The organism is Pseudomonas sp. B21128, assembly GCF_044218865.1.
Classification (GTDB): domain Bacteria; phylum Pseudomonadota; class Gammaproteobacteria; order Pseudomonadales; family Pseudomonadaceae; genus Aquipseudomonas; species Aquipseudomonas iridis.
The window spans coordinates 3,411,630-3,437,300 of record NZ_CP162590.1; the positions used below are offsets into that span (position 1 = coordinate 3,411,630).

Consider the following 25,671-nt stretch of genomic DNA (forward strand, 5'->3'; position numbering starts at 1 on the left):
TTTGCGATGACCGTCGCAGTCTTGATTCGCGTGAGGAACAAGCCCGATCCCGCACGCCCTTCAAGGAAGAATTGGCCACGACAAGGAGTAGCCTGTGGAAGTAAGATCCGGTGTCGCCCTCGTTTCGCGTTTTTCCCCTCTTTCCCTTGCTGTGCACTTGAGCGTCGCCGGACTGTTGTTCGGTGCGGTGAGCACTCCGGCGCTGGCCACTTGCTCCACCGCCGGTTCCACAGTGACCTGTACCGGCGTGCCGAGCCTGCCGCTGTTTCTTAACAACTTCAGCAGCGCTACCAACGGCCTCACGGTCAACGTCAACAGCGGGGCGCAGATGAACGCGACCCTCGGTGGCCACGTGATGGACCTGACCGGGGTGAATATCTCCCTCAACAACTCAGGCACGCTTGACCCGGCGTTGCTGGGCCTGGTTTCGGTGTTGAGCGGCGGCGCCTTCATCGGCACTGGCGCCACCAGCACGGTAAGCGTGCTCAATAATGCCAGCGGCATCATGCGCGGCACCGGCATGCTCCTTGGGCTCAACCTGACCAGCCTCGATGGCCTCGCCCTCAGCGTGAACAACGCTGCGGCCGGTACCACCAGCATCACCAACAACGGCACCATTACCTCGACCGGCTTGTCGGTGGGCGGCATTACCCTGGCCGATACGCCGGTGGTCGGCGTCTACGGCGGCTCGCAGGTCAACATGACCAACAGCAGCACCGGCGTCATCAACGGCCGGATCGCGTTCGAGACGTCGGCCGCGGGCAATACGTTCACCAACGCTGGCGCAATTACCGGCGGCGTGTCGATGGGCGCAAGCAGTACCAACACGTTCACGGCGATTACCGGTTCTTCGGTTCAGGTCGGTGACGGTATTCAGGTTTCGGTGGGGCTCGGTGGTCTGATCGGCATCAACCTGACCTTCGCCCCGACCGGCACCGTCGATGGCGGCGCAGGCGGTACCAACAGCCTGATCCTGCAAAACCCGATCGGCGTTGGCGGTGGCACTACAGGAGTCGGCACAGCGTCGAGCGCCACCTACGTCAACTTCAACAACCTGACCATCAACAGCGGCACCTGGACCTTGCAGGGGCCACTGGTCAGTGGCGCGACCACGCTCAATGGCGGCGTCGCCCAGTTCAACAACAACGCCACGTTTGGCAGCGGGGTGATCACCTCCAACGGCGGGATTTTGCAGGCGAGCAACGCCGGGTTGAACGTCAGCAATCTGATCTCGTTGGGCGCTGGCGGTGTCACGGTGCAAGGCACCAACGCCACCACGCTGAGCGGGGTGATTTCCGGCAGCGGTGGCCTGACCAAGGTCGGTGCCGGCCAGTTGAACCTCAGCGCGGCCAATACCTATCTGGGCAACACCGCGCTCAACGGCGGCACGGTACAGGTCAGCAACAATCAGGCTTTCAGTACCGGCACCCTCAATGTGACCGGCGCAACTACCGTGAGCGCCCCCGGCACGATCAGCCTGAACAACGCCATCAACCTCGGCGGCACATTGACGGCTGGCGGCACGGGAGCGCTGACCCTCGGCGGCCTGATCAGCGGCGCAAGCGGGCTGACTAAAACCGGCACCGGCAGCCTGACCCTCAGCGGCGCCAACAGCGGTTACACCGGCACGACCACCCTGAGCGCCGGCAGTTTGCTGGTGACCAACAACAATTCGCTGGGCAGCGGCGCACTGAACACGGCTGCCGGCACCAGCCTCGACAGCACCGCCAACGTCACGCTGGCCAACAACATCGCCATGACTGGCGCGCTGAACGTGCTCGGCAGCAATGCCTTGACCCTGGGCGGCATTTTGTCCGGCACCGGCGCCATCACCAAAAGCGGCAGCGCCAGCCTGACGCTGACCGGCAACAACACCAACGCCGGCAACACCGCGCTCAACGCCGGCAGCCTGTTTGTCGGCAGCAACACCGCGCTCGGCACTGGCGCCTTGAACGCGGCGGCCAACACCACGCTGGACGCGACCACGGCCGTGACGCTCGCCAATGCCGTAGCGCTGGCGGGAGGGCTGACCCTCGGCGGCACGCAGGCATTGGGTCTGAGTGGCGTCGTCAGCGGCGCCGGCAATCTGATCAAGAACGGCACGGCGGACCTTACCCTTAGCGGCAACAACACCTTCGCTGGCGGTACTGCGCTCAATGCCGGCACGCTGATTGTCGGCTCCAACACTGCGCTGGGTACGGGGGCCTTGACGACCGCGGCAGGCACCAAGCTTGATGCCAGCACCGCGGTCGCATTGACCAACGCCGTTTCCCTGAGTGGCGATCTGGAAGTCCGTGGCAGCGCTGACCTGACCCTCGGCGGCGTTATCAGTGGCAGTGGCGGGCTGACCAAACGCGGCTTCACTAACCTGATTCTCAACGGCGCCAACACCTATCTCGGCGATACCACGCTGGCCGCCGGCACCCTCACCGTGGGCAATGCGGCTGCGTTGGGCAGCGGTGCGCTGAACGTCATCGATGCTTCAACACTGGACAGCAACACCGCCGTCAACCTGAGCAATAACGTCAACCTCAACAGCAGTGTCCTGACCCTCGGCGGCAGCAGCGGCCTGACCCTCTCCGGCGTGATCAACGGCGCCGGTCAGTTGCTCAAGAATGGCGCAGCCAACCTCACCCTGAGCGGCGCTAACACGTTCACTGGCGGTACTACGCTGAATGCCGGCAGCCTGACGGTCGGCAATGGCGCAGCACTCGGCACTGGCGCACTGACCGTGGCCGGGGCGGGCACCCTCAACAGCAGCTCCGCGCTGACCCTGAACAACGCGATCAACCTCAACGCCAACCTCACCGCTGGCGGCGCCAACGCGCTGACCCTCGACGGCGTGATCAGTGGCGGCAACGGATTGATCAAGACGGGCGCGTCGAGCCTGACCCTCAACGGCGCCAACAGCTACACCGGTACCACGGCGCTGAACGCCGGTTCGCTGATCGTCGGTTCCAGCACCGCATTGGGTACGGGCAGCTTGAACGCAGCGAACGGCACCACGCTGGACGCGGGTACCGCAGCAACCCTGGCCAACAACGTCAACCTCGGCGGCACGCTGACTCTGGGCGGCACCCAGGCGCTGACCCTCGACGGCGTGGTCGCCGGGATCGGTGGGCTGGTCAAGAACGGCGCCGCCGACCTGACCCTCAACGGCGCCAACACCTATTTTGGCAACACCGCCCTGAACACCGGCAAACTGATCCTCGGCAGCAACAACGCGCTGGGCGCCGGCACATTGAACGCGGCAGCAGGCACCACGCTGGACGCCAATACTGCCGTGAGCCTGAACAACGCGGTGGCCTTGGCCGGTGCCTTGAACATCGGCGGCACGGCGGATCTGACCCTGACCGGTCTGGTCAGCGGCGCGGGCAGTCTGGTGAAAGACGGCGCGGCCAATCTGATTCTCAACGCGGCCAACAACTTCATCGGCGGCACCACCCTGAACGCCGGTACGCTGACCGTCGGCAACAGCTCGGCACTGGGTTCCGGCGCACTGACGGTTGCGGGCGCGGCGACGCTGGACAGCAATTCGCCGCTGGTCAGTCTCAGCAACGCTGTCGCCCTCAATGCTGCACTGACGGTCGGCGGTACGCAGAACCTGACCCTCGGCGGCATTGCTAGCGGCACCGGCCAATTGATCAAGAACGGCGCGGCCAACCTGACGCTCAACGGCAATAACACCTTCAGCGGCGGCACCGCGCTCAATGCCGGCACCCTGACGCTGGGCAATGCCAACGGTTTGGGCAGCGGTGGGTTGATCGTCGGTGGCGCAGCGACGCTGGATAACAGCGCTTCCTTCGGGATCGGCAATGCGATCACGTTGAACGCCGGGCTGACCGTCGCGGGCAACAACGACCTGAGCCTCAACGGCGTTATCGACGGCGCCGGCAGCCTGACCAAAAATGGCCTGTCAGACCTGACCCTGGCCGGCAACAACACCTTTACCGGCGCGCTGAACATTGTGTCCGGCAGCGTCACGACGTTGAACAACAACGCGCTGGGCAGCACCGCCGGCGTCAACATCAGTGCCGGCGCCGGGCTGAATCTGGGCAGCGACGCCAACCTCGGCGCGCTGACCGGTAGCGGCAGTGTGCAGCTCACCGGCAGCAACACGCTGACCGTCGGCAGTGGCAACGTCACCAGCACGTTCGACGGCGACCTCAGCGGCAGCGGCGGCCTGATCAAAGTCGGCACCGGCACCTTGAACCTCACCGGGATCAACGGCATCACCGGCGACACCGCGATCAACAGCGGCATTGTGAATCTCAACGGTTCCCTGGCCAGCGCGCAGATCAACGTCAATACCGGCGGTACCCTGAGCGGTACCGGTTCGGCGCTCGGTACCGTCAACGTCAACAGCGGCGGCCATCTGGCGCTGTCCTCGGGCAATCAACTGTCCGCCGGTGCGCTGACCCTCGCGGCCGGCAGCAATGTTGATGTGGCACTGGGGACACCGTCGACCACGTCGTTGATGAACGTCGGCGGCAACCTCACCCTCGACGGTAATCTCAACGTCACCGATGCCGGAGGTTTCGGGGTCGGTGTGTATCGCTTGTTCAACTACACCGGTGCCCTGACCGATCTGGGGCTGGATGTCGCAGGTGTGCCGGTCGGCTACGGCCTCGGCGACTTGATCGTGCAAACCGGTGTGGCCAATCAGATCAACATTCAAGTGTCGGCACCGAACGTGAACATCCGTTATTGGGATGGCAGCCAGACCATTGCCAACGGCGTCGTCGACGGCGGCAGCGGTATCTGGAACGCGGTTGGTACCAACTGGACCGATGCCAACGGTCTGGTCAATCAACCGTGGGCGGGCGACTTCGCGGTATTCCAGGGCACGGCGGGTACGGTGACGGTCAACGGCACGCAAGCGTTCACCGGCATGCAGTTCCTCACCGATGGCTACAACGTAGTGAATGGCACAGCGGGGCAACTGACCGCTGTCAACGGCACCGGGGGGACCACCGCGTTGCGCGTTGATCCGGGTGTGACCGCGACCATCGGCGCCAATATCGATGGCAGCGGCATCCTCAACAAACTCGATACCGGCACCCTGGTGCTCAACGGCGCCAACACTTACAGCGGCGGCACGCAACTGGACGGCGGCAAGATCATCGTTGGCAGTAACACCGCGCTGGGCAGCGGCACACTGACCGCCAACGCCGGCACGCAACTGGACAGCAATGCTGCGGTGACGCTCGGCAACGCAGCGACCCTTAATGGCAACCTCACGGTGGTCGGCAGCAATGCGCTGACGCTCAACGGCGTGATCGGCGGCACTGGCGGCCTGATCAAAACCGGCGCGGCCAACCTGACGCTCGGCGGTAACAATGCCTTCCTCGGCCCGGTCGCGTTGAATGCCGGCGGACTGATTCTGGCGTCGAACGCGGCGCTGGGTTCCGGCACCCTGAACGCGGCGGGCGGCACCACGCTCGATGCCGTCACCGGGGTTTCGGTGAGTAACGCGGTCAATCTGGCGGGTAACCTCGGCATTGGCGGCACGGCAGACCTGACGCTTGCCGGCACGATCAATGGTGCGGGCAGCCTGAGCAAAACCGGCGCTGCCAACCTGACCCTGAGCGGCAACAACAACTTCCTTGGCGGCATCACCCTGGGCGCCGGCACCCTGACTGCCGGCAGCAACTCGGCGCTGGGGCTGGGCAACCTCACCGTGGCCGGCGCTTCGGCGCTGGACAGCAACAGTGCGCTGAGCCTGGGCAACAACCTCGTGCTCAACGCCAACCTGAGCAACACCGGCAGCAACAACCTGACGCTCGCCGGTGGAGTCAGCGGCGCGGGCGGACTGATCAAGGATGGCGCGTCGAACCTGTCCCTCAACGGCATCAATACTTTTACCGGCGGCACCACCTTGAATGCCGGCACCCTGACGCTTGGCACCGCTGCGGCCTTGGGCTCCGGCGCACTGAACGTGGCTGGCGCGTCGACCCTCGACAACAGCTCGCCGCTGGTGCTGGCGAACGACGTCAACGTCAACGCGAATCTGGCCTTGGCCGGTAACAACAACCTGACCCTGGGCGGCGTGGTTGCCGGGGCCGGAACGTTGAGCAAAAACGGCCTGGCCGACCTGGCGTTGAGCGGCAACAACACGTTCAGCGGGACCTTCGATGTGCAGTCCGGCAGCCTCACCACCCTGAGCGGTGCAGCGCTGGGCAATGATGCGACGGTCAACCTCGGTGCTGGCGCAGCCCTCAATCTCGGCGCATCGGGCAGTCTCGCCAGCCTGACGGGTAGCGGCACTGCGCTGGTCGGCACCGGCAACACGCTGAGCCTGGGCAGCAATAACCTCAGCAGCACGTTCGCCGGCATCCTCAGCGGTGACGGCGGGCTGACCAAACTCGGCACTGGCAGCCTGACCCTGAGCGGCATCAGCGACCTCACGGGCGACACTAACGTCAACGCGGGCACCTTGCAGGTCAACGGTTCGCTGGCCAGCGCCAATGTGTTGGTCAACAACGGCGGCACACTCGGCGGCAGCGGCACGTTGACCAGTGCGGTGACCGTGGCCGATGGCGGACATCTGGCGGGTGTCACCGGCAGCACCTTGGCGGTGGATTCCCTGGTGTTTGGCGGCAACTCCAGCTTCGATGTCGGCCTCGGTGCGCCGGTGTCGGGTGGCGGTAACGCGCTGGTCAACGTCGGCGGCAACCTGACCCTTGATGGCACACTCAATGTCAGCGACATCGGAGGTTTTGGCAGCGGCGTGTATCGCCTGATCAACTACACCGGTGGCCTGATCGACAACGGCATGCTCATCGGCAGCGTGCCGGGCAGCGTCTCAGTCGGCGATCTGCAACTGCAGACCGCGCAGGCCAATCAGCTCAACCTGCTGGTCACCGCGCCAGCCGCCACCGTGCAGTTCTGGGACGGTAACCAACTGGTCGCCAACGGCACGGTCGACGGTGGCAACGGTACCTGGGGCACCGGAACCACGAACTGGACCGATGTCAACGGCACCACCCATCAGGGCTGGACCAGCAACTTTGCGGTGTTCCAGGGCGCGGCGGGCACGGTTACGGTCGACGGCGCGCAAACCCTCACCGGCATGCAGTTCGTCACCGATGGCTACAGCCTGCAGAACGGCACGGCGGGATCGCTGAATCTGGTCAACGGTTCGCTGGGCAACGCCTCGGTGCGCGTCGATCCGAATGCCACGGCAACCGTCGGTGTAGCGCTCAACGGCGCAGGCACACTCGGCAAATATGACACCGGCACCCTGGTGCTCAACGCTGCCAACGGCTACACCGGCGGCACCGCGCTCAATGGCGGCACGATTGTCGTTGGCAACAATGCGGCGCTCGGCACGGGTGTGTTAACAGCAGCGAACGGCACTGCGCTCGGCAGCAACACCGCCGTCAGACTCGGCAATGACGTGGTGCTCAACGGAGGATTGAGCGTCGCCGGCTCCAACGCCTTGACCCTCGGTGGCGTCGTCAGCGGCAGCGGCAGTTTGATCAAAACCGGAGCTTCGAGCCTGACGCTCAATGGCAGCAATACTTACTCCGGTGGCACCCAACTGAGTGGCGGCACGCTGGTTCTCGGCAACAACAGCGCAATCAGCAGCGGTGCATTGAGTGTGCTCGGCAACGGCACGCTGGACAGCACCTCGGCGCTGCAACTGGCCAACGCCATCAACCTGGGCGCCGAGCTGACGCTGGCCGGCAACCAGAACACCACGCTGATCGGCGCGGTCACCGGCACTGGCAGTCTGGTGAAAAACGGTACGGGCGAACTCGTGCTCAGTGGCGCCAACACCTACAGCGGTGGCACCACGCTGAACGGCGGTAGCACTCGAGGCGACACCAGCAGCCTGCAAGGTGCGATCGCCAACAACGCGGCGCTGACCTTCCAGCAAAACGCCGACGGCAGCTACACCGGCAACCTCACCGGTACTGGCACGCTGAACAAAACCGGCAGCGGCCAACTGCTGCTGACCGGCAACAACAGCTTCACCGGCAACACCTCCGTGCAGGCCGGCACGTTGACCGTCAACGGTGTGCTCAACAGCGCCAACGTCAACGTCGCCAGCGGGGCGCAGATTGGCGGTGCCGGTCAGTTGGGCGGTTCACTGCAACTGGCCGACGGCGCGACGCTGGCCGGTGGCAGCACGACGACGCCGCTGTCGGTCGGTGCGTTGGCGTTGTCTTCGGGGACTGATCTGGACTTCAGCCTCGGGTCTGCCGCCAGCTCGACCACGGTGGTCAATGTCGCCGGCAACCTGACCCTCGACGGCACGCTGAACATCAGCAACGCCGGTGGTTTTGGCACTGGCGTCTATCAACTGTTCAGCTACGGCGGCAGCCTGACCGACAACGGTCTGGTCTACGGCAGCCTGCCGGTTGCGCAGTCCAACCTGACCCTGCAAACCGCCATTGCCAATCAGATCAATCTGCTGGTGCAAGACTCGCCGGGTGAGGTGCAGTTCTGGAACGGCGGCACCACCAATCCTGATGGCAGCATCGGTGGCGGCAGTGGTGTGTGGGGGCCGGGTACCAACTGGACTGATCCAAGCGGCACTCAGGCACTCGGCGCCAACGGACAATTCGCCGTCTTCGGCGGGCAGGGCGGCACGGTCACCGTTCAGGGCAATCAGAACTTCACCGGTGTGCAGTTCCTCGCGGCCGGTTACAGCCTGGTACCCGCTGCTGGCGGCACGCTGACCCCGGTCAACGGCGCGGATGGCAGCCTCGCACCAGTGCGGGTGAATGCCGGTGCGAGCACGGAAATCAGCGTACCGCTGGTGGGCACGGGGGGTATCGAGAAGCTTGATTCTGGCACTCTGGTACTGAGTGGTGCCAACACTTATAGCGGTGGCACCACGATCAGTGGCGGTACGCTGGTCGGTAATAGCACCAGTCTGCAAGGCAACATTCTCAACAACGCCTCGCTGGTTTTTGAGCAGAACCTGGACGGGCGATTCAGTGGTCGCCTCAATGGTCTCGGCGCCATGGCCAAACGTGGTACCGGCACCTTGCTGTTGACCGGTGATAACCCGTTCAGCGGCACCGTAGCGGTCGATCAAGGCGTGCTGCAAGTCGGCAGCCGCGCTGCTCAGGCCTCGTTGGGAGGGCAGGTCACTGTTGCCAGCGGCGCTGCGCTCAGCGGTAACGGCAGCGTCGGTTCGGTGGTCAACAATGGCGTGGTGCAATCCGGGGCCGAGGCGGGCACGTTGAGTGTCGCCGGCAACCTGACCAATGCTTCCAGCGGTGTGCTGGCGCTGACGGTCAGCTCGCCGACCGCGACGCCTTTGGCTGTCGGCGGCACTGCGACGCTGGGGGGCGGGTTGCAAGTGAACGCTCTGGCGCCGTTCACCGGCAACACCACGTATTCGCTGATCACAGCGGGCGGTGGTGTCATCGGTACCTTCAACGCTGCGGATCTGCCGCAGTACGCGTTCCTCGACTCGGCGCTGGTGTACGGCGCCAACGCGGTAAACCTGGTGGTGAGCCGCAACAACGACTCGTTCGCCGACGTCGCCGCCACGGGCAACCAGCGCAACAGCGCTTCGGCGTTGTCGCGCAACGGTGCGGCCGGCGCGGCGTTGCAGGACGAAATCGTCAACCTCAGTGCGGCGGGTGCGCGCAATGCCTTCGACAGCCTGTCCGGGGAGATTCATGCCAGCACCGCCAGTGCGATCCTCGAGGATTCGCGTTACGTGCGCGAAGCCGTCAACGACCGCATGCGCCAGCCTTCGTGCAGTGCGCCGGATGATCCACGCCGTGCCTTGGCGCCAAGCGACAACCAACTGAGCAGCAACGGTTGCCACGGCGAGATGGTCGGCTGGGCGCGCGCACTTGGCGCCTGGGGTGAGTCGGATGGCGACAGCAACAGCGCCAAACTCGACCGCAACCTCAGCGGCTTCATGCTCGGCACCGACAAGCAACTCGATGAGCAATGGCGCCTGGGCATGGCCGCCGGTTACACCCGCAGCGACCTCGATGCGCATGATCGTCGCTCGGATGCCACGGTCGAAAGCTACCACCTGGCGGCATACCTCAACTCCCAGTTCGATGCTTTGGCAGTGCGCCTCGGCGCGGCTTACAGCTGGCACGACATCGAGACCAAACGCGATGTCAGCGTCGGGACCTACAACGATCGTCTGGAGGCCAATTACGACGCCCGCAGCGCTCAGGTGTTCGGTGAAGTCGGTTACACAATGCAAGCTGCCGGCATTGCTCTGGAGCCGTTCGCCGGTCTGGCCTACGTCAACTACGACACCGACAAGGCCAAGGAAAAAGGCGGCGTGGGACGCTTGAAGGCCGATGCCGAGCAGGACATCACCTTCTCCACCCTCGGCCTGCGCGCCGGCAAAGTCATCACCCTGGCCAACGGCGGGCAATTCACCCCGCGCGCGGCAGTGGGCTGGCGACATGCGTTTGGTGACACCAAACCTGATGCCGACCTGACCTTCATCGACGGCGGCGCCTCGTTCAGCACCCAAGGCGTACCGATTGCCAAGGACAGCGCGCTGGTCGAAGCGGGCGTGGACTTCCAGATCAGCCCGACCGGCAAACTGGGTATCGGCTACTCGGGGCAACTGTCGGATGACAACAACGATCATGCGATGACGATCAGCTTCAGCCTTGGCTTCTGATTTAGGGTCGAAAGCACTTTTAACCGCCCGAAAGGGCGGTTTTTTTTGCAGGGGCAAAAGATCACAGCTTGCGGCAGCTTCTACAGGTTTGGGTGGCGTGCGCCTATTGTGTAAACGCACCGACACTGTGGGAGCTGGCTTGCCCGCGATGGCGGCCTGACAGGCCACATCTATCCAAGGTGGAACATGCCGCCAATCGCGCTCTGCTAGAATGCGCCCCATTCCCTGCCAGAGACTCTTTCCTATGAGCGAGCCGATTCGCCTCACCCAATACAGCCACGGCGCCGGTTGCGGCTGCAAGATTTCCCCGCAGGTGCTGGAGGTGATTCTGGCCGGCAGCGGCGCGCAGAACCTTGACCCGAAACTGTGGGTGGGCAACGCCTCGCGTGATGACGCGGCGGTCTATGAAATTGATGCCGAGCGCGGTGTGGTGTCGACCACGGACTTCTTCATGCCGATCGTCGACGATCCGTTCGACTTTGGCCGTATCGCCGCGACCAACGCGATCAGCGACATCTATGCGATGGGCGGTGATCCGTTGATGGCGATTGCGATTCTCGGCTGGCCGGTGAATGTGCTGGCGCCGGAAGTGGCGCGGGAAGTGATCCGTGGCGGGCGTGCAGTGTGCGACGCCGCAGGCATTCCGTTGGCGGGCGGGCATTCGATCGATGCGCCAGAGCCGATTTTCGGCCTCGCGGTGACCGGTCTGGTGGAAAAACGCCACATGAAACGCAACGACACCGCCACCGCCGGTTGCCTGCTGTACCTGACCAAGCCGCTGGGCATCGGCATCCTCACCACGGCCGAAAAGAAAGGCAAGTTGCGTCCTGCCGACGTCGGCGTCGCTCGCGACTGGATGTGCACGCTGAACAAACCCGGCAGCCGCTTCGGCAAACTTGCTGGCGTTACGGCGATGACCGACGTCACCGGTTTCGGCCTGCTCGGGCATCTGGTGGAAATGGCCGACGGCAGCCAGCTCACGGCGCGCATCGCCTACGACCGAGTGCCGCGTCTGGACAGCGTCGAGTATTACCTCGAACAGGGCTGTGTGCCCGGCGGTACGTTGCGCAACTTCGACAGTTATTCGAGCAAGGTTGGCCGCGTGCAGGAGCTGCACAAACGTGTGCTCTGCGACCCGCAAACCAGCGGCGGTCTGTTGATCGCGGTTACGCCTGAAGGCAATGACGAGTTCCTCGCCGTCGCCGCCGAACTGGGCTTGAGCCTGGCGCCAATTGGCGAACTGGTCGAGCGACAGACGAACGCAGTCGAGGTGATTTGATGCTCCGCGACTGCACCGATTACCGCGATATTTTCCTTAACGATCGGCCGCTGATGGACGCCCGCGCGCCGGTCGAGTTTCACAAAGGTGCGTTCCCTGGCGTGATCAACCTGCCGCTGATGAATGACATCGAGCGGCAGAAAATCGGCACCTGCTACAAGCAGCACGGCCAGCAGGCCGCTATCGAGTTGGGCCATCAAATGGTGTCCGGTGCGGTGAAGGCCGAGCGTATTCAGGCCTGGGCGGATTTCGCCCGGGCCCACCCCGACGGTTACCTCTATTGCTTCCGCGGCGGTTTGCGATCGCAGATCACCCAACAATGGCTGCATGACGAAGCCGGCATTGACTATCCGCGCGTTGGCGGCGGTTACAAGGCGATGCGCAACTTCCTTATCGACACCACTGAACAGGCCATCGCGCAGTGTGATTTCGTCTTGCTGGGCGGCATGACCGGCACCGGCAAGACCGAAGTGCTGGTGCAATTGCGTAATGGCCTGGATCTGGAAGGACACGCCAATCACCGCGGCTCCAGTTTCGGCAAACGCGCCACCGCGCAGCCGTCGAACATCGATTTCGAGAACCGTCTGGCGATCGACATCCTCAAGAAACGTGATGCCGGTATCGAGCAGTTCGTGCTGGAGGACGAGAGTCGGGTGGTCGGCAGTTGCGCCTTGCCGCTGGCGATGTATCAGGGCATGCAGCAGTACCCGATGGTCTGGCTGGAAGACAGTTTTGAAGATCGCGTGGAGCGGATTCTGCGTGATTACGTGGTCGATCTGTCTGCCGAGTTTGCATCGGTGCATGGCGAGGAAGGTTTTGCGCTGTTCGCAGAGCGGCTGCTGGAGAGCCTGAACAACGTGCAGAAACGCCTGGGTGGCGAGCGCCATCGGCGGCTGTTCGATTCGATGGAAGCGGCGCTGTCAGAGCAGGCCCGCAGTGGTGCGGTGGATCTGCATCGCGGCTGGATCGAGGGGTTGCTGCGTGAGTATTACGATCCGATGTATGTGTTTCAACGCGAGAAGAAGGGCGGGCGTATCGAGTTTGCCGGGGAGCAGGGTGCGGTTATCGAGTATCTGCGCGAGCGGGTGAGTCAGAAAGTCTGATGGTGACTTGACCGGCCTCTTCGCGAGCAAGCTCGCTCCCACAAGAGATCTCGGTCGGACACGCAATTTGTGCTCAAGAAGATCGACTGTGGGAGCGAGCTTGTTCGCGAAAAGGGCATCACTGACAGCACAGAACTCAAGTCGGGCAAGTAGCCTTGCCGTTATCCAGCCCTTGCTTGTAGCTGTGGCTCTGCAAACTGGCCTTGCCGTTGTGCCACGTCAGGGTCAGCACGTACAGCGAATCGAAGTCGCTGCCCGCCCAGTCCTCGGTGATGGACTGTTTTTCGCCGACGGCATTACCGGCCACCTTGTTGATCAGCTCCGGCAAATAGCCGTGGGACCACGCAGTGTAGATGGTGGAGTTGTGATACTTGTCCTCCAGCAGTTCGCGCGCCAGATCGCTGGTGTCATTGGCCGAAAATTCGATGTTCACTGGCAGGCCGAGCTTGATGGCGGCGGGGCTGATGGTCATCAGCGGGCGAATATAGCTGTAGGAGTTGTCCAGTTCGCCTTCCTCGACGTTGCGCGTCGGATTGGCGGCGAACACGTAGTCGGCAGCGCCGAATTTCTCAGGCAGCAACGTCGACAGGTCAATGGCGCGGTTCAAACCCTGGCAATTGAGCTGGCCGAGGCCACCTTCAGGCTTTTCGGCGTGGCGCAGGAACACCAGGGTCTGGGTACCGTCCACCGGTTGTGCACGGCTTTCGCTGGATTCCAGCGACAGAAACAACGCGCTGACCGCCAACAGGGAGGGTAGGGCAACGTAGGCGCGATGTTTGAAGCGTTTGGCGAAACTCATCAAATTCGACATGAAATAAAAAGGTCTTCAGCGTGTTCGGTTAAGGCTGACAAACCTTTACACCGCAGGCTCCCAGCACCGGGTGTTTTCCATGTCATGAAACGCTTCCTCTGCAGCAAGGGCATAGCTCAGAGTCCTCTGAGGCCCTTTGGTTCGATTCGCAAGCGTGCGCGGCACTCTAATGGCAAGCACTCACGGCATTGGCAGAGAATAATCACCGAATGTTACGGTTCCTGTGGGCGTTGCCGGAGGCTGCGCTCTTTTTGGGCCTGGTGAAACGCTCAAGATCAAAAGATCGCAGCCTTCGGCAGCGCCTACATTATGATCGGGCTTTAATTTGTGACTGGATGCTTCCCATGACCGATCTGTCCGCGTTCCCGATCACCCAGAAATGGCCGGCGCAGTACCCTGACTGGATTCAGCTCTATTCCTTGCCGACACCCAACGGCGTCAAGGTGTCGATCATGCTTGAAGAGATCGGCCTGCCGTACGAGCCGCACCGCGTGGGTTTCGACACCAATGATCAGTTGTCCCCGGAGTTTCTCTCGCTGAACCCGAACAACAAGATCCCGGCGATTCTTGATCCCCACGGCCCCGAAGATCAGCCGCTGCCGTTGTTCGAGTCTGGCGCGATTCTGATTTACCTCGCCGACAAGAGCGGTCAGTTGCTCGCGCAGGAGGGCACCTTGCGCTATGAAACCCTGCAGTGGCTGATGTTCCAGATGGGCGGCATCGGCCCGATGTTTGGCCAGCTCGGTTTTTTCAACAAATTCGCCGGCAAGGATTACGAGGACAAGCGCCCGCGTGATCGTTACGTCGAAGAGAGTAAACGTCTGCTCAAGGTGCTCGACGGTCGACTGGAAGGTCGCGACTGGATCATGGGCGAGCGTTACACCATTGCCGATATCGCGACGTTTCCGTGGGTGCGTAATTTGATCGGGTTTTATGAAGCCAGTGACCTGGTGGGCATCAGCCACTTCCCGAATGTCACCCGGGTGCTGGAGCGCTTTCTGGCACGGCCTGCGGTAATCCGGGGTTTAACGATCCCTTCCTGATGGACACACAACCCTGTGGGAGCTGGCAAGCCAGCTCCCACAGGGTTTCAGGGGTGTGCGTGAAAGATTATTACGCACTCGGTAATGCTGTCTTGATTGATCCAGGTTTGTACGCCAGCCCGCGCAAGGCATAAGCTTCGCCCCCTACGACTTTCGTCTCATCTTCCGTTTTCAGGAAAGCCCCATGTCCAGTCAGTTCCCCGAAGCACGTCCCCGCCGTCTGCGCCGCAATGCGAGCCTGCGCAGTCTGTTCCAGGAAACCGAGTTCAGCCTGAATGATCTGGTGCTGCCGATTTTCGTCGAGGAAGAGATCGATGACTTCGTGCCGATCAAGAGCATGCCCGGTGTGATGCGTATTCCCGAGCGCAAACTGGCCAGCGAAATCGAGCGCTATGCCCGCGCCGGCATCAAGTCGGTGATGACCTTCGGCGTGTCCCATCATCTGGACAGCAACGGTAGCGACACCTGGCGCGAAGAGGGCCTGGTCTCGCGCATGTCGCGCATCGCCAAGGACGCCGTGCCGGAAATGATCGTGATGTCCGACACCTGCTTCTGCGAATACACCGATCACGGCCACTGCGGCGTGATGCACAACCATGAAGTCGACAACGATCAGACCCTCATCAACCTCGGCAAGCAGGCCGTTGCCGCTGCCCGTGCCGGTGCGGATGTGATTGCGCCGTCGGCGGCGATGGACGGTCAGGTGCGGGCGATTCGCCAGGCACTGGACGCGGCCGGGTTCACCCAGATTCCGATCATGGCCTATTCGACCAAATTCGCCTCGGCGCTGTACGGCCCGTTTCGCGAGGCCGGTGGCAGCGCGTTGAAGGGCGACCGCAAAAGCTATCAGATGAACCCGATGAACCGCCGCGAAGCCCTGCGCGAATCGTTGCTCGACGAGCAGGAAGGCGCCGATGCGCTGATGGTCAAACCAGCCGGTGCGTACCTGGACATCATCCGCGATATCCGCGAAGCGTCGAACCTGCCGCTGGCGGCGTATCAGGTCAGTGGCGAGTACGCGATGATCAAGTTCGGCGCGCAGGCCGGCGCAATTGATGAGGATCGCGTGGTGCGCGAGAGCCTGGGCGCGATCAAGCGTGCGGGGGCGGATCTGATCTTCACGTATTTCGCGATGGATCTGGCGTTGGCCGGGATCTAAGCCACACCGCAAAACCTTGTGGGAGCTGGCTTGCCAGCGATAGCGGTGGTTCAGTCGAGGTTGATTTTGGCTGTACTGACCTCATCGCTGGCAAGCCAGCGCCCACAGGTTTCTGTGGTGTTCGTGGGTCAAGGGCAGGCGAAAAATGGCCGGATTCCTTGGTCGCGGAAGTAGCGTTCGATCACTTTCGGATCGGCGCTGCTATCGGCAATCGCCACATACGTATCCGGGCGCAGCAGGTAAAAGCCGTTGCGCGCCAATCCTGCTGTTTCAAACGCGGGTCGCCAGTCGAACACATGCAGCGGCAAGTGATGCTCAAGGCACCAGGCGAGCATTTCGTCGCTGGTGTCGCCATACACATGCACCTGCCAGCACGGCTGCCTCAGTGGTTCGTAATTATCTCCCTCACCGTCATGCGCCCACGGCAAGCGATCGCCGCCGTGGACGTGGCCGCCCGTGCCTTGACTCAGCGGCATGCCACGATAGTTGAGGGTGACTTGTGAGACCGTGCGAAAGAGAAATTCGCGACTCGCCTCGAACGACGCCATCTTGGGAATCAGAAACGGTGCCAGCCGCGTGCGCAACAGATCGGCCATGCGCCCCTCAGCGGTGACGAAGCTGAACACTTTGTCGGTGGTGGAGACCAGCCGCCGGGCGAAGGCGATGCGTTCGGTTTCGTAGCTGTCGAGCAGTTTGGCCTCGGCACCGCCGCTCAGGACTGCAGCGAGTTTCCACGCCAGATTGATCGCATCGCCGATGCCGGTGTTCATGCCCTGACCGCCCGCCGGGCTGTGCACATGGGCCGCGTCGCCGAGCAGAAACGCCCGCCCGCCGCGAAAATGCTCGGCCACGCGGTGGTGCACGCGGTAGGTGGAAAACCAGTGGACGTCCTCGATGTGCACTTTCAGGTGTTCGATGGCGCGGCTGCTGACATCAGAAAACTCCAGCGTTTCGGCACGCTCCGCACGTTCGTCACGCACGGTGCCAATCAATCGCGCGCGGCCGTCACCGGCCAGTGGAAACACCGCGAGAAAGTCGGCTTCGTCCAGATCCAGATGCAACTCGCCGTTGAGCGCCGGGCCGCTGGCCTGGACATCCGCCACATAGAAAATCTGCTGATAAGTGCCACCGGGAAAACCGGCGTCGAGGTTTTTTCGCACCACCGACCGCGCCCCGTCTGCACCTGCCAGATAGCAGGCCTGGCAGATTTCCTGCTCGCCATCGGGCAGGCGCAAATGGGCGGTGACGCCGTCGCTGGTTTCCTCGAAACTTTCCAGTGTGGTTCCGCGCTCGACGCGCACGCCATAGTCTTCGAGACGCTCGATCAACAGCTGTTCATGTTGGTCCTGCGGGAAAATTTCGACGAACGAGTAGGGCGTCAGGCCCTCGCCGATGCGGTTCAGCGGCAACTGTGCGACCGGTTTGCCATTGACCCAGAAGTTTGCCGCCGCCACCTGATGACCGTTGCGCACGATGGTCTCGGCCAGGTCCAGTTGCCGATACAGCTCCAGCGTGCGCGCCTGCACCGCCAGCGCCCGCGAAGTGGTGCCGGGGCCGGCAGTCTTGTCGATGATGCGCACCTGCACGCCCAGTTTGCTCAGCCACAGGGCCAGCACCAGCCCGGTGGGGCCGGCGCCGATGATCAGGACGTCGCTGCGGTTCATGGGGTGTGCTCCTTTTGCTGTGGAGCAAGTATGGATCAGAAGGAGAGGGTGGCCAGTTTGTCGGCTGAGTGGGGAAGGGCCGTGAGGCTGTGGGGTTTTTTGCAGTATTGGGCTGAAGATTTGTGGCGTTGCGCAAATCCATTCCCCCCTCACCCCAGCCCTCTCCCCCAAGGGGGGCGAGGGGGAAAGGGAGCCGATCGTGGATTGTTCGGAACGTGAGTTCGACTCGATATTTCAGGTCGGCGTATTCCGGACAATCAACGCGGTCAGTCCCCTCTCCTTCTGGGAGAGGGTTAGGGGCTTTTCAGGATCAGAAATCAATCGTGCCCGACAACTTCGCCACCCGCGGTTCACCCTGGCTCAAATAACCACCCTGCGCCGATTCCCAGTACTTCTTGTTGGCCAGATTCTCTACACCCAGACGCACCGTCACGTCTTTCTCCGACACCTTGAAGGCATAACGCGCACCCGCGTCAAAGCGGTTCCAGGTCGGCAGGCTGAGGTTGTTGGCCGCGTCGGCGTATTGCCCGCCGGTGCGCAGCATCCGCGCGTTCAGCGCTACGCCTTGCAGGCCGGGAACGTCCCAATCGGCGCCGGCGTTGAACTGGAAGGTCGGCACGCCGATAGCACGGTTGCCGTCATTGGCGCCGTTTAGGGTGTTTTTCAGTTCGGTGTCCATCAGGGTCAGGCCGCTGATCAGGCGCAGGCCTTGGATCGGCTCGCCGAACACGTTCATTTCCACGCCTTTGTTGATCTGCTCGCCTTCACGCACGTAGGTGCACGTGGTGGCGCTGTCGATTTCACAGTAACCGTCGCTCGGCTGCTCGATGCGATAAACCCCCAGGCTCGCGCCGTAGGTGCCCATGTCGATCTTCACCCCGGCCTCGGTCTGCTTGGAGCGCGCCGGTGCATAGACTTCGTTGCCGTTGGTCACGCGGAACCCGCCGGCGCTGGTCGGTGAGGTCGGGCCTTGAGCCAGACCTTCGATGTGGTTGGCGTAGAACGACACGTGGTCCCACGGTTTGAACACGATGCCATAGACCGGCGTGGTGATCGATTCGTCGTAGCTCGACGAACGCGGGCCGCTGCCGTAACTGGCGTAACCATAACCTTGTACTACGAGTTGCTGGCGGCGCAGGCCGGCAGTCACCAGCAGGCGGTCATCGAAGAAACCGAGGGTGTCGGAAATTGCCAGGCTGCGGTTGAAGGTTTTGCCGACGATGCCCGGATCATTCAGGTCGCCGCCGGAGAAGTTGCCGACCGGCGCGGGCGTCTGCACCGGGTGGTAGATGTTGTTGTCGTAACGGGTCAGATCAAAATCGTAGGCGCTGCGCTGTTCGGCCCAGATGCCGGTCAGGCCGAAGTTGAGCTTATGGCTGACCGGGCCGGTGTTGAATTTGCCGTTGAGGCCCGCCATGACGCTGGTGTTGTCTTCGTCGTGAGGAATGAAAGAGCCGGTGGTGAAGGATGCGCCAGAGTTGCCGACCAGCGTGGTCGAGTTGTAGCGCCCGACTTCGCGGGTGTGTTTGGCGCCGCCAGCGGCATAGGCAGTCCAGTTATCGTTGAGGTCGTACTCGGCGCGGAGCATGCCGAAGGTGTCTTCGATGTCGGTGTAGCCCCACTTCGGCGCGTAGTTGGTGTCGGCCGATGGCGCGTCCGGGATGTGCGTGGCAGTGCCGAGGTTGATCGAGCTGCGGCCACCGTTGACGCGCTCCTTCTGATACGCGAAATCGCCGGAAACCCGCAGCGCATCGCCGCGATAGTCGAGGCCGATGGCGAACAGTTTCGAGCGCTGGTTTTCGTGATCGATGCCAGTGTCGCCTTCGCGCTGGGACAGGTTGATGCGCGCGCCGAAGCGGTTGTCTTCACCGAAGCGTTGGCCAATGTCGAAGTGATGACCGATGCGGCCTTCGCTGTTGATGTCTGTGGTGTAGCGGCGCAATGGCACGTCGCCGGCGCGTTTTGGCTGCAGGTTAACGCCGCCGCCGATGCCGGAGCCGGTCGGGGTCACGCCGTTGATAAAGGCGTTGGGGCCTTTGAACACTTCCACGCGCTCCAGGGCGTCGGTGGAAATGATCTGCCGCGGCAACACGCCATACAGCCCGTTATAGGAAATGTCGTCGCCGTTCAGCGGCAGGCCACGGATCATGAACACCTGCGACTGGTTGGAAAACCCCGAAGCCTGACGCACTGACGAATCGTTGAGCAGCACGTCGGCGACGTCTTCGGCTTGCTGATCCTGGATCAGTTGTTCGGTGTAGGACGCGGCGCTGAACGGCACGTCCATCATGTCCTGATTGCCCAACACCCCGAGCTGGCCTCCGCGTGCGACCTGACCACCGGAATAGACCGGGGGCAGGGCGTTGGGTGTGGGCGCTTGAGCGTTGATATTGACGTTGTCCAGCACCAGCGCCTTGTTGTCTTCTTCAGCAGCGTGGGCGGTAACGGTCAGGGAGCAGAGCAGGGCAAGAAGCGTCGGACGAAAAGGAACGCGGAGTCGGGCTGGAGCGGACATGTTTCATACCTGGAGGCGCACGGCCGGTGAGAAAGTGGGGCGGCGCGGGAACTCCTTGCGCAAATGCGACTCCAGGCGCGAATGATAGATTTTCTCAGTAACGTTTTGCAATCAGTTTGTCATCACGCCTTTCGGACTCCGTTCGGCAACTCCCGCAGGGGGAAGTGTTCAGATTGGGCTATTGAACGTATGGTGAACCCGCCTCAACGGACTGGATGGAGCAACATGCACACCCCTCGATTACTGATCACCCTCGCGGCAATGCTGGTGCTGGCCGGTTGCGCCAGCCAGCGCAATGGCGAGCCCGCCCCGCGTCCTCCGGCCGAAGTGAAGGCTGAGATCGTGCGCCTGATGCCGGCGAAAATCGCTGACCGCCAAGGCTGGGCGACTGATATTTACGTGGCCTTCGCTGCACAGGACATTAGCCCGACCACGCAAAACCTGTGTTCGGTGCTGGCCGTTACCGAGCAGGAATCAACCTTTCAAGCCGATCCGACAGTGCCGGGCCTGGGCAAGATTGCCCGCGACGAAATCGATCGTCGTGCCGGCAAAGTCCACATCCCCGGCTTGCTGGTCAGCGGCGCCCTGCAGGTCCGCTCCTCCAATGGCAAAACCTACAGCGAACGCTTGCAGGCGGCGCGCAGTGAAAAGGAATTGAGTGCCATTTTTGACGAGTTCATCGGCATGGTGCCGATGGGCCGCACGCTGTTCGGCGGCTTCAACCCGGTGCACACCGGCGGGCCGATGCAGGTCAGCATCGAATTTGCCGAGCAGCACGCCAAGGACTATCCGTACCCTGTGGACGGCACGATCCGCCGCGAAGTGTTCAGCCGTCGCGGCGGCATGTATTTCGGCATTGCGCATTTGCTCGGCTACCCCGTGAGCTACCGCGAGCCGCTCTATCGCTTCGCCGACTTCAACGCCGGTTGGTACGCCAGCCGCAATGCGGCGTTTCAGAATGCGGTCAGCCGCGCATCGGGTATCCCGCTGGCGCTGGATGGCGACTTGATTCGCTACGATTCGATCATGCCCGGCGGCACGGAACTGGCGGTGCGTACCCTTGGCAAGTCATTGGGCATGCGCAATCCGACCATTCGCGATCAACTGGAGAAGGGTAAAACCCTGGAATTCGAAGAGACCAAGCTGTACCGAGAGGTTTTTGCATTGGCCGAAAAGGCCGAAGGCAAATCACTGCCACGGGCGGTGCTGCCGGGGATCGTCCTGGAGAGCCCGAAAATCACCCGCAAACTGACCACCGCGTGGTTCGCCAAACGTGTGGACGAGCGCTACAAACGCTGCATGGCCAAGGCCGGATAACGTACCCAGACATAAAAACCAGACATAAAAAACCCGGCTGCGGGAGCCGGGTTTCTCTGGGTTGTTGCGATTAACGCCATTCATTCAAGCGTTGCGAAGTTCGTTCAGACGATCTGCACCACCTTCAGCGACACGGTTGCCATTCAGACGATCCGAACCGTCAGCGGCGATGGTGTTGCCTTTGACACGATCAGCACCGTCAGCGGCGATGGTGTTGCCTTTGACACGATCAGCACCGTCAGCGGCGATGGTGTTGCCTTTGACACGATCAGCACCGTCAGCGGCGATGGTGCTGCCTTTGACACGATCAGCACCGTCAGCGGCGATGGTGTTGCCTTTGACACGATCGGCGCCATCAGCAGCGATCAGCGTGTGAGCCGGGGTAGCGGCAAAAGCGTTAACTGCGAAAACCGAGAAAGCGATGCTGAGAAGAGTTTGGCGTTTCATGATGGTGTGCTCCGGGGTGTTATTGGGTTGGTATGGAGCAGATGTTACGCCGGAGATTTTTTATGAGAACTTCATTGCCGTGATGGTGAACATCGACGGCAATGATGATTGATTCAGAGGACTTTGACTGCCCGGCCAATCGCCTGAATCGGCCCGGTCGGCTTGCCGATTGGCGAACCGTTCGCCCCTTCAAGCGTCAACTCGAACAGCTGATTCGCTTCCAGCGGCGGCAACTTGTCCAGGGGCACCGAAAGCGCCTGCCCCGGTTTGACCAACCCCAGCGATACCGGGCCTTGCCAGCCGTCAGCCTTGGTCCAGAACTCCAGCGCCTTGTCCGCGGGCACTTCCATCACACCCAAGGGAATCAGCTGGATTTCCCGCGAATTGCTCGCCTGGATCACCCAGCCCGGAGCCTTGTCCTGCGGTGCGACCAGCACCACCAGATAACTCGGTTTTGGTGTGGTCTGGGTCAGCAGCATCGCGCCCAACACCAATGTGGCGGCCAGGCCGGCAGCGCTCAAGCCGCGCCACAGCGGCAGCAGGTTCCACCATGAGGTTGAAGGTGCTGGCGGCGTGAGTCGATCAATGCTGCGATTGATCCGCGGCCACAGCAGTGCTGACGGTTGTTGCGGTGAGGCGAAATCCGTCAGTTCCAGCAACCGCCGCTCCCAGGCATCCACCGCCGCACGCAGTTCAGGCTCATGTGGCAGGCGTTTCTGCACCTCGATTCGATGTTCGGCAGAGAGCGTGCCGAGTACGTATTCGCCCGCCAGTTCATCGCGTTCCTGCGCCGATTCAGTGGTCATCCCATGCACTCCCGCAAGGCGTTGAGGCTGCGTTTGATCCAGGCCTTGACTGTGCCGAGCGGCGTGTCGAGGCGCGTGGAAATTTGCGCGTGGGTATAGCCGTCGACGTAGGCGTGGAGAATGCAGCGCCGGCGCTGTGGGTCGAGTTGTTCCAGGCAGCGATGGATGCGCGCCGAGTGATCCTGCGCGTTGAAGGTCTCGTCGAGCACTTCGTGGTCTTCGTCGAACGGCGTTTCCCGACGGTGATCACGCAGTTGATTCAACGCCAGATGCCGCGTCACGCTGTACATCCAGCCACGCGCCGAACCCCGTGCAGCGTCAAACCCCGCCGCACCGTTCCAGATCTTGATAAATGCGTCATGGACAATGTCCTCCGCCAGCGCCGTGTCGCGCACCAGCCGTTTGGCCACACCGAGCAGGCGCGGGCCTTCCTGCACGTACAAATCGCGCAGGGCAGAACGCTCGCCGCGGGCACAGGCAGCGAGGCGGGCTTCATAATCGAATTCGGGGTCAGGCAAGGTCATGTGGTGCAATCTAGCTGACATTTAACGTCCACACACAGAACCTTGTGGGAGCGGGCTTGCCCGCGATGGCGTCGTGTCAGCCAATTTCTGCTTCACTGATCCACCGCTATCGCGGGCACGCCCGCTTCCACAGGTTTTGTGTCAGGCCTGTAACCTCAGTTCGCTGCCCAGAAAATATAATCCGCCTGATACTTCACCACTTCCTGCTTGCCCTTGTTATCCGCCGTGCAGGCGCTACCCGGCGCCACGCCACCCTTGAGCGCGACGCGCTGGATGTAGCTGACGCCCGTCATTGCGCCTTTGCCTTCAGCGGGGTTGGCCTTGACCAGTTGATAGGGCAGGTTGCCCGGCGTCGACGGCGCCACGGCCAATTGCGTACCGGTGACTTTCGAACCGTCCTTGGCCTGCCAGGTGGCTGGCGGACCGAAATAGGTGCCGACCTGCTTGCCGCTGCGATCATTGAGCACCGCTTTCGGGCCGACGAAGGTCCACTCGGTCTGTCCGGCAGCGTTGGGCTTGTCGCGGCATTCGTAAGTGATCTCGCCCACCCCGGTGGTTTCCATCGCGATCTTGTGGCCATCCGGAACTTTGATGGCGTCCGGATAGTTGCTTTGGGCGAAGGTCGTCGAGGTGACGGCGAGCAAACCGGTGAAGCAGATCAGCTGTGTGGTGTTCATCAGTATCTTTCTCCGAAAAGGGTAAACCGCTGACAGCCGAGGAGGGCTGTTACAGGGACTACCCGTGACGGAGCGGTTTGGATGCAGCGACTGAAAAATATTTTTCAAATCACCGCCAGTGCTTTCTTGCGAGGTTTGATTCGCAGGTACGAGTGCATCGGAAAATCGGGCCAAATCGGATACAACAGCTATAAATAGTGCTACATCAGAGGCCTGTCGGGGATTGAGGAGGGGATATGTATCAGCTCTACGGACATCGCAACTCAGGCGCAGCCGCCATCGAAGCGGCGCTGGAGTTGTGCCAGATCGCTTATCGCTTCATTGATATCGAAGCCAGTACCGAAGCCGCCGAGGATCTGGCGAAGCTCAATCCCCTGAAGCAGATCCCGACCCTGCAATTGCCCGATGGCAGCGTGCTCACCGAGAGCGCGGCGATTCTGATTCATCTGGGCCTGACATTCCCCAAATCGGGTTTGCTGCCGGCCAAGGCGGACGAGCGCGATCAGGCCATTCGCGGTCTGGTCTACATCGTCAGCAACTGCTACGCGGCGATCGGCGTCGTCGACTACCCCGAGCGCTGGCTGGTGATGCCGGACGAAGCGTCGCAACAGAACCTGATCGCCGGCGCTCGCCAGCGATTGCACTGGAGTTGGGAAGTGTTTGCCGACCAGTTCTCCGCCGAGCTGTACCTGGACGACGAAACACCGGGTGCGCTGGACGTGCTGGCGGCGGTGGTGACGCGCTGGGCGGGCAGCCGCGAGCATCTGCGTCAGACCCGGCCGGGATTTTATGCGTGGTTGCAGCGGATTGATCGACATCCGGTGCTGGCGCCAGTGTTTGCGCGGCATTGGCCCGTGTGAACACACCGTCAATCCAATGGTAGGAGTGAGCAGGCTCACTCCTACAGGGGATCGTGGTGCTTCGGAAGATCACTCCCCGCGAATGTACTGCTCCAGTTGCTTGATCAGCTCGGCTTGTTCGGCAATCGCTTCCTTGACCAGGTCACCAATCGACAGCAAGCCAATCAACTTGCCGTTCTCCACCACGGGCAAGTGGCGCAGGCGCTTGTCCGACATGATGCTCAGGCAGGTGTCGACGGTCTGGTGGGTATCAACGGTAATCACGTTCGCCACCATGATGTCGCGAACCGGCGTGCCCACCGATGAGCGGCCATGCAGCACCAGTTTGCGCGCGTAATCGCGCTCGCTGATGATGCCGACCACGTTGTCGTCTTCCACCACCAGCAAGGCACCGACGTTTTTCTCGGCCATCTTCATCAGCGCTTCAAGCACCATGTGATCTGGCTGGATCTGGTGCACTTCCTGGTTTTTCTGATCTTTGAGCTTGAGCAGTTGGGCGACGGTCTTCATGGCGGTTACTCAGGTGTTGTCGTTGTTATCCAAGCATCGTAGACGCTGGCGCGCAGGGCAAGGTGGCAAAGCGGCACATAGCACGCAAAAAACGTCATTTGGCCGTTTTTTTCCACACATGGCCGCTTCTTTGCCTGTGCACGTCTTGATACAGAAGGGCGCGATGGCGTTTCTGCGTCTTCGATAGACTCGGGCATCTGAATTTCATGGATGAAAATTTCGATGCCTAGCTTGAATTTGAGCAACAAAAATATCGTGCCATCGCTGCCGGATGCTCTGGCTGGCAATGCCACGTTCAGCTTCATTGCCGGGAATGTTCCAGACTGGCTATTGAG

Annotated in this window: 16 protein-coding genes; 7 read left to right on the top strand and 9 right to left on the bottom strand. The window is 62.0% G+C overall.

Features of this window, described 5'->3' with window-relative positions; genetic code table 11:
• Positions 1–94: 94 nt before the first annotated feature.
• From AB4P91_RS15215 to mnmH, 3 genes are all read left to right on the top strand, one after another.
• Positions 95–10,621, top strand: coding sequence for an autotransporter-associated beta strand repeat-containing protein (locus AB4P91_RS15215; RefSeq protein WP_395603113.1), 10,527 nt, complete (start codon positions 95–97; stop codon positions 10,619–10,621).
• Between the two features lie 244 nt (positions 10,622–10,865).
• Positions 10,866–11,900, top strand: coding sequence for a selenide, water dikinase SelD (gene selD, locus AB4P91_RS15220; RefSeq protein WP_150592412.1), 1,035 nt, complete (start codon positions 10,866–10,868; stop codon positions 11,898–11,900).
• Positions 11,900–13,003, top strand: coding sequence for a tRNA 2-selenouridine(34) synthase MnmH (gene mnmH / locus AB4P91_RS15225; RefSeq protein WP_150598062.1), 1,104 nt, complete (start codon positions 11,900–11,902; stop codon positions 13,001–13,003). Before selD ends, mnmH begins: the two co-directional genes overlap by 1 nt.
• A gap of 136 nt (positions 13,004–13,139) precedes the next feature.
• On the opposite strand, the gene AB4P91_RS15230 is transcribed toward mnmH, so the two are convergent.
• Positions 13,140–13,814, bottom strand: coding sequence for a hypothetical protein (locus AB4P91_RS15230; protein ID WP_042560072.1), 675 nt, complete (start codon positions 13,812–13,814; stop codon positions 13,140–13,142).
• A gap of 344 nt (positions 13,815–14,158) precedes the next feature.
• Here AB4P91_RS15230 and AB4P91_RS15235 point away from each other — a divergent pair, with 344 nt between their 5' ends.
• Together AB4P91_RS15235 and hemB are read left to right on the top strand one after the other, a co-directional pair.
• Entirely contained in the window at positions 14,159–14,857 is a 699-nt protein-coding gene (locus AB4P91_RS15235) for a glutathione S-transferase family protein (protein ID WP_395603114.1), read from the top strand.
• A gap of 184 nt (positions 14,858–15,041) precedes the next feature.
• Positions 15,042–16,016 carry a porphobilinogen synthase gene (gene hemB, locus AB4P91_RS15240; protein WP_047300672.1) on the top strand — a complete coding sequence of 325 codons (975 nt, stop codon included), beginning with the start codon at positions 15,042–15,044 and terminating at the stop codon, positions 16,014–16,016.
• Positions 16,017–16,144: 128 nt separating this feature from the next.
• Here hemB and AB4P91_RS15245 read toward each other — a convergent pair whose 3' ends face one another.
• Together AB4P91_RS15245 and AB4P91_RS15250 are read right to left on the bottom strand one after the other, a co-directional pair.
• Positions 16,145–17,680: an FAD-dependent oxidoreductase gene (locus AB4P91_RS15245; RefSeq protein ID WP_395603115.1), complete on the bottom strand. Its 1,536-nt coding sequence runs from the start codon at positions 17,678–17,680 to the stop codon at positions 16,145–16,147.
• Between the two features lie 310 nt (positions 17,681–17,990).
• A complete protein-coding gene (locus tag AB4P91_RS15250) occupies positions 17,991–20,195 on the bottom strand; it encodes a TonB-dependent receptor (RefSeq protein ID WP_395603116.1) in 2,205 nt (734 codons plus the stop codon).
• A 225-nt stretch (positions 20,196–20,420) separates the two neighbouring features.
• Here AB4P91_RS15250 and AB4P91_RS15255 point away from each other — a divergent pair, with 225 nt between their 5' ends.
• A complete protein-coding gene (locus AB4P91_RS15255; RefSeq protein WP_395603117.1) occupies positions 20,421–21,512 on the top strand; it encodes a DUF1615 domain-containing protein in 1,092 nt (363 codons plus the stop codon).
• Between the two features lie 84 nt (positions 21,513–21,596).
• On the opposite strand, the gene AB4P91_RS15260 is transcribed toward AB4P91_RS15255, so the two are convergent.
• From AB4P91_RS15260 to AB4P91_RS15275, 4 genes are all read right to left on the bottom strand, one after another.
• Complete coding sequence (locus AB4P91_RS15260) at positions 21,597–21,959, bottom strand: hypothetical protein (RefSeq protein WP_395603118.1); 363 nt, start codon at positions 21,957–21,959, stop codon at positions 21,597–21,599.
• 113 nt (positions 21,960–22,072) lie between these two features.
• Positions 22,073–22,765, bottom strand: coding sequence for an anti-sigma factor domain-containing protein (locus AB4P91_RS15265; protein ID WP_395603119.1), 693 nt, complete (start codon positions 22,763–22,765; stop codon positions 22,073–22,075).
• Positions 22,762–23,289 (bottom strand): sigma-70 family RNA polymerase sigma factor, encoded by a 528-nt coding sequence (locus AB4P91_RS15270; RefSeq protein ID WP_395603120.1) that lies wholly within the window; start codon positions 23,287–23,289, stop codon positions 22,762–22,764. The genes AB4P91_RS15265 and AB4P91_RS15270 overlap by 4 nt, the downstream gene beginning before the upstream one ends.
• A 155-nt stretch (positions 23,290–23,444) precedes the next feature.
• Positions 23,445–23,966 (bottom strand): DUF3455 domain-containing protein, encoded by a 522-nt coding sequence (locus AB4P91_RS15275; RefSeq protein ID WP_150688814.1) that lies wholly within the window; start codon positions 23,964–23,966, stop codon positions 23,445–23,447.
• Between the two features lie 236 nt (positions 23,967–24,202).
• Here AB4P91_RS15275 and AB4P91_RS15280 point away from each other — a divergent pair, with 236 nt between their 5' ends.
• A complete protein-coding gene (locus tag AB4P91_RS15280; protein ID WP_150592402.1) occupies positions 24,203–24,826 on the top strand; it encodes a glutathione S-transferase in 624 nt (207 codons plus the stop codon).
• A 69-nt stretch (positions 24,827–24,895) separates the two neighbouring features.
• On the opposite strand, the gene AB4P91_RS15285 is transcribed toward AB4P91_RS15280, so the two are convergent.
• Positions 24,896–25,336 (bottom strand): CBS domain-containing protein, encoded by a 441-nt coding sequence (locus tag AB4P91_RS15285; protein ID WP_150598055.1) that lies wholly within the window; start codon positions 25,334–25,336, stop codon positions 24,896–24,898.
• Between the two features lie 5 nt (positions 25,337–25,341).
• Positions 25,342–25,641 (bottom strand): hypothetical protein, encoded by a 300-nt coding sequence (locus tag AB4P91_RS15290; protein ID WP_395603121.1) that lies wholly within the window; start codon positions 25,639–25,641, stop codon positions 25,342–25,344.
• Positions 25,642–25,671 lie beyond the last annotated feature (30 nt).